Here is a 5,577-nt window from a genome sequence, read left to right on the forward strand (position 1 = left end):
GCCGACCAGCAGGCTGATCACGACATGGGTGCGGGCGAGTGACAGGCCGAGCATCAGCACGACCGCAAGAAGGACAGCATTCATGTTGAGTATCTGCGGGGGAATTCAGGATGGTTTTAAAATAATCGCTTAAACGCAGCCTGTCGAGTTGGCGAGTGCTTGCTTCTCCCTCTGTGGCACTCGCCGCTTAGTCCGTCTTGCTCATGCTTTGCTTGATATAAAGGTCAAAGCGGGTCGATTTGCCCTCCATCACCACCGAAGGATTCATGCCCGCTATCGGTGCGCCCAGACGCGGGCGCTTCACCACGACCCGTTTGCGCGCTGCCCCCCACGCCGCCGCGAGCAAGGCGGCGCTATCCATATCGTCGCCGATGACCTGCTGGAAGGCCTGCATGTCTTTTTTCGCGGCGGCACTTTTCTTGTCGGTGTCAGGGAACATCGGGTCGACAAACACCACATCCGGGGACTGCTCGGGGGCAAGCGTGCTAAGCCAGTCTATCGAGTTGGCGTGCACCAGCGTCATGCGTGCGGCGATATCGGCTGTGTCGGCATGCGAGCGCGCCCGGTCCAGTGCATCAAACAGCAAGGCTGCGGCAACCGGCGAGCGCTCAAGCAAGGTGACCTGACAGCCCAGGCTAGCCAGTACAAAGCTGTCGCGCCCAAGGCCTGCCGTGGCATCGACGACGCTGGGCAGGGTTTTGGCACTCTTGAGGCCGATGGCCTTGGCCACCGGCTGGCCGCGTCCGCCGCCCTGTTCGCGCCGGTGTTTGGCCGCACCTTCGACGAACTCGGCGTAAACCGCGCCATGCTTGCCTATGGTCACCAGCTCCAGCCTGTCATCCCCCAGTTCCAGCCAGTAGTCGCTGGTCGGGCGTGCGCGCAGGCGTTGCAGACCGAACAGGGCGACCAGCCTGTCGGCGTAGTCACGCCGGGCGCCGGCGGCGAGGAAAAAGGGAAAATCGGACATATCGGTCTTTCGGGCAGTATCAGGCGAGGGCGCACGATAAGCGAGGCTAGGCTGCCATGCAAGTTGTGCCTGCATATGATGGAGCATGGAACGGCTGGTTTGCTTCTGTCTGGGCGTGGCGCTGGTGGCCGTGCTGCCCGATTTGCCTGACTGGCGCTTGTGCTTGCTGCCGCTGGTTTTGGCTTGGCCTGCGCGGCGCTATCTGCGGGGTGTGGGCTTGCGCGCCTGTTATGGCGTCTTGATTGTGTGCTGTGCCATGGCGTGGGCTAGCTGGCGCGCCCAGCTGCAATTGACGCATGGCCTGTCGGCGGCCGAGGAGGGCATACCGCTGGTGCTTGAGGGCCGGGTGCGGGGGCTGGCTACCCGTAACGACTTTGCCACCCGTTTTAATTTTGTCCCGGACAATGCGCCGCCCGGTGTTCCTGACGTGGTGCTGGCGCGTGACTATCTGGAACGCGACTGGCCGGCCGGCAGCCGCTGGCGTCTTAGCTTGCGCCTGCGTGCGCCGCGTGCCGAGGCCAATCCCTACGGTTTTGATGGCGAGGCCTGGATGTGGTCGCAAGGCTTGCTGGCCAGTGGCAGCGTCGGCAAATACCGGGTCGCACTGGGGCAGGAGGAGGGCATGGCCGCCGCGCTGGACCGTTTGCGTGCGCGTCTGGTAGCGCGGATTTTTGCCACGCTGGGCGACGGACGCGAGGGGGGGCTGGTGGCAGCGCTGGCAGTTGGCGCACAAGGGGAGTTGCCGCGCACAGTGTGGCGCGAGTTGGCCGCGACCGGTACCACCCACCTTGTCAGCATCTCCGGCGTGCATGTGACCATGGTGGCCTTGCTGGCGGGCTGTTTGATGCGTGGCCTGCTTTTCTTGATGCCGCGCCTGGTGCGTACGCCGCAAACGCTGGTGATTCTGGCCGGGGTGGGGGCTGCGTTTGCCTATGCGCTGCTGGCCGGCTTTTCGGTGCCGACCCAGCGCACGGTGCTGGCCTTGACGCTGGCCGGGGCAATGTTGCTGGCGCGGCGCGGCTTTACGCCTTTTCAGATATGGTGGAGCAGCCTTGCACTGGTATTGCTGATGGATCCTTTTGCCGTGCTGACGCCGGGCTTGTGGCTGTCGTTTGGTCTGGTGGCCGCGCTGATTGTGGCGGGCATGGCAAGGCGACGTCCGCTTTATGGCTGGCGCGATATGCTGGGCGGGCAGTGGGCGGTGCTGGTGGTGTCGCCCTTGCCGCTTTTGTGGTTCTTCGGCCAGCTGCCGCTGGTGTCTCCGCTGGCCAATTTGCTTGCCATCCCCTGGATTACACTGGTGGTGACGCCTTTGGCACTGCTAGGCCTGTTTGATCCTACTGGCTGGCTATTGCATCTGGCCGGCGTGGCTGCGCAAGGTTTTTTCTGGGGCCTGACTTTTCTGGCGCGCTTTCCGACACTGGCCTTGCCGGCGGCGCCCTGGCCGCTGACTATTCTGGCGCTGGCCGGCAGCCTGCTTGTTCTGCTGCCGCTGGCATGGTGTGCACGCCTGTTTGGTGCATTGCTGATGGTGCCGCTCTTGTTTTACCCGGCTCCCGTGCCTGATGCTGGCCACTTTCGTGCCCGCCTGATCGATGTCGGGCAAGGCCTGGCCTTGTTGGTGCAGACCCGCCGCCATAGCTTGTTGTTTGATACCGGCGCCGGCGAGGCCGGCCGTATCCTGTTGCCGCAATTGCAGGGCTTGGGTGTCCGGCGGCTGGATGTGCTGGTGTTGTCGCACCATGATGCTGACCACATGGGAGCGGCCGCTTCCTTGCTGGCGATCTTGCCGGCCTCGCGTATCTTAAGCGGGCAGGTCGGGAAAATGCGTGCTGACGGCATTCACGCCTTGCCTTGCCAGGCAGGGCAAAGCTGGGCTTGGGACGGGGTGCGCTTTGATATGCTGGCACCTGCCGTGGGCGAGCGCCACGGGGATGATAATGCCGCCAGTTGCGTACTGAGGGTCGCGACCCGACAGCAGGCCTTGCTGGTAACGGGTGATTTACCGCAAGCCAGGGAGCGCGCACTGCTTGTGCGTTATGGCGCGGCCTTGCGTGCCAGCGTGCTGGTGCTGGGCCATCACGGCAGCCGTACTTCCAGCGCGGCTGAATTTCTGGCCGGCGTTGCACCGCAATGGGCGCTCTCCAGTAATGGCTACCGCAACCGTTATCGCCACCCGCACGGCGAAGTGCTGGCGCGGGTGGCCGCCAGCGGTGCCCGTTTATTGCGCACCGACGAGAGCGGTGCGCTGCAGATTGATGTGTCCGACAGGGTCACCATACGGACATGGCGGCACGAGGCGCCGCGCTATTGGCGTTTTCGTCAGGCCGGCAGCGATTGATATAGCGCAGCATAGGCCTGCGACAGCTTGTGGCGCGGCTCAAGAAAGATCATTGGGCTGCAGGCTTCGTGTGACTCGCGGATTTTGACCGAAGCAGGCAGCGGTGGATCAAGCACCGGCAAACCCTGTTCGCGCAATTCCTCCACCATGCGCTTGGGCAGGCTGGCCCGTGGCTGGAACTGGTTGACAACGATGCCTTCGATAGACAAAGCCGGATTATGGTCGGCGCGTATTTCCGCCACACTGTCGATCAGCCCGAGCAGGGCGTGGCGCGAGAAGGCATCGCAGTCAAAAGGAATCAGGCAGCGTTCGGCGGCAATCAGGGCCGAGCGGGTATAGAAGTTGAGCGCGGGCGGGGTGTCTATCCAGATTTCGTCGAACTTGTCGTCCAGCGTATCCAGCGCCTCTTTAAGCTTGAACATTTTGTAGCGCGATTCCAGCTTGACCATCATTTCGGCCAGTTCCGGATGTGAAGCCATCAGCGACAAGCCCGGAAAGCGGGTTGCGCTGATAAAGTCATCCGCCTTCTTGCCGAACAGGCTGATGCTGAGCATCTGCTGATAGAGGCCCGCCACGCCCTGGCGGGTATCCGTCGCACTTTCCCCTGTCAGGTAATGGCTGCTATTGCCTTGCGGGTCGAGGTCGATGACCAGTACCCGCTTACCCAGGCTGGCCGCGATTGCCGCCAGGTTTACCGTAATGGTGGACTTACCCACCCCGCCTTTTTGATTGAAAACGATTCTGCGCATGGGCTCCGTTCCGGCGGAGCCCGGCGCTCAGTTGGCCGTAGTTCCGCACACATATTCAAATTGCTGGAAGCTCGCCGAATTGCGTACAACCGGCATTGCTCTAATTTGTTTGTCATTATATGTGTAGTTGGCGATGGCACGTCCATTTTCGTCAAACAGATCCATGCCGGTCAGCCGTATATTGCGCGCCTTGCAATCGACGACCCAGCGATTGACGGACTGCTTGTGCTTGGGCGTATTGAGATAGTTCTCTTTGGCCGGGTTGAAAATGGTCTTGCGGTCGCGGTAGGCAAACAGGTTGTTAGCTTGCTTGCGTATGCTGAGCCCGTCGATTTCGTGCAGGATATTGCCGCTAGGCGAGACCCCCAGATTGTGCCATTCGGCATTAGCCAGCGGACGGCTGCCGCCTGGCGTGCCGGTGTCTAGCGGTTTACCGGTTTGTGTGGCGCAACCCGCCAGAAAAACCGTGCAAAGCACGGTGCTGCGTAATAAATGCTTGAACATGAAAGCCTCCGTGCGCGCAGTCTCGCATATTCGTGCACTCTGGTCAGCAGGCAAGGCAGGCTAGCTGTCTGCTGCAACATACGGACTGGCTGGGTTTGTTTTGCGCTTACAATGAGCGCCTTTCTTGCTCTTCCGGTCGTCAAACCATGCGTCAAGCCCTCGATATTCTGCAAAACCTGTTCGGTTATCCCGCATTCAGGGGGGAGCAGGCACAGATTATCGCGCAGGTCGCGCAAGGGGGCAGTGCGCTGGTGCTGATGCCGACAGGCGGGGGCAAGAGTCTGTGTTTCCAGATCCCGGCACTGATGCGCGATGGCCTGGCTATCGTGGTGTCGCCGCTGATTGCCTTGATGCAGGATCAGGTGGCCGCTTTGACCGAGCAGGGTATTGCTGCCGCCTGTCTTAACTCGGCAACCGAGCCGGAGGCGCAACGGCGCATCGCCCTGGATGCGCGCTCGGGTGCGCTCAAGCTGCTTTATGTGGCGCCCGAGCGCATGCTGACCCCGCGTTTTCTCGAATTTATGGCCGGGTTGGATATTTCGCTGTTTGCCATTGATGAGGCGCATTGTGTCAGCCAGTGGGGGCATGACTTCCGCCCCGAATATCAGCAACTGGGCGTGCTGGCCCAGCGTTTTCCTGCTGTGCCGCGTATTGCGCTGACGGCAACGGCCGATCCGCAGACCGAAGCCGATATCCTGCACTATCTGGGGCTGACGGGTGCGCCGGTGTTCAAGTCCAGTTTTGACCGGCCCAATATCTTTTATCAGGTCATTGAGAAGCACGAGGCCAAGAAGCAGGTGCTGGCCTATATCCAGCGCGAGCATAGCGGCGAGTCCGGTATCGTCTATTGCCTGTCGCGCAAGCGGGTCGAAGAGTTTGCCGCATGGCTGGCACAGAACGGCATTACGGCGCTGCCTTATCACGCGGGGATGTCGCACGAGGCGCGGGATGCTAATCAGCGCCGCTTTTTGCGTGAGGACGGGGTGGTGATGGTGGCGACCGTCGCCTTCGGCATG

General features: G+C 61.6%; 5 protein-coding genes. 2 read left to right on the forward strand and 3 right to left on the reverse strand.

Features of this window, described 5'->3' with window-relative positions; genetic code table 11:
- Positions 1-187: 187 nt before the first annotated feature.
- On the reverse strand, positions 188-1,042 hold the full coding sequence (locus EGI20_RS15960) for a class I SAM-dependent methyltransferase (RefSeq protein ID WP_498632650.1): 855 nt from the start codon (positions 1,040-1,042) through the stop codon (positions 188-190).
- A 10-nt stretch (positions 1,043-1,052) separates the two neighbouring features.
- Between EGI20_RS15960 and EGI20_RS15965 the strand changes: the two genes are divergently transcribed.
- The gene (locus EGI20_RS15965) at positions 1,053-3,308 is read left to right on the forward strand and encodes a DNA internalization-related competence protein ComEC/Rec2 (RefSeq protein WP_498632651.1); all 2,256 of its coding nucleotides are present in this window, start codon (positions 1,053-1,055) and stop codon (positions 3,306-3,308) included.
- Here the strand turns inward: EGI20_RS15965 and EGI20_RS15970 are convergent.
- Positions 3,290-4,057 (reverse strand): ParA family protein, encoded by a 768-nt coding sequence (locus EGI20_RS15970; RefSeq protein WP_498632652.1) that lies wholly within the window; start codon positions 4,055-4,057, stop codon positions 3,290-3,292. The genes EGI20_RS15965 and EGI20_RS15970 overlap by 19 nt on opposite strands.
- Positions 4,058-4,084: 27 nt before the next feature.
- Positions 4,085-4,561, reverse strand: a complete 477-nt coding sequence (locus tag EGI20_RS15975) for a surface-adhesin E family protein (RefSeq protein ID WP_498632653.1) — start codon at positions 4,559-4,561, stop codon at positions 4,085-4,087.
- A gap of 146 nt (positions 4,562-4,707) precedes the next feature.
- Here EGI20_RS15975 and EGI20_RS15980 point away from each other — a divergent pair.
- Positions 4,708-5,577, forward strand: an 870-nt coding sequence (locus EGI20_RS15980) for a RecQ family ATP-dependent DNA helicase (RefSeq protein WP_498632654.1), incomplete at its 3' end; no start/stop codon positions are given.

This window comes from Aquitalea sp. S1-19, from assembly GCF_024343515.1.

Excerpts from the sequence above, each read along its gene's own strand:
- EGI20_RS15960 (WP_498632650.1), bottom strand. The coding sequence starts at position 1,042 with ATGCAGGCACAACTTGCATGGCAGCCTAGCCTCGCTTATCGTGCGCCC.
- EGI20_RS15965 (WP_498632651.1), top strand. The coding sequence starts at position 1,053 with ATGGAACGGCTGGTTTGCTTCTGTCTGGGCGTGGCGCTGGTGGCCGTG.
- EGI20_RS15970 (WP_498632652.1), bottom strand. The coding sequence starts at position 4,057 with ATGCGCAGAATCGTTTTCAATCAAAAAGGCGGGGTGGGTAAGTCCACC.
- EGI20_RS15975 (WP_498632653.1), bottom strand. The coding sequence starts at position 4,561 with ATGTTCAAGCATTTATTACGCAGCACCGTGCTTTGCACGGTTTTTCTG.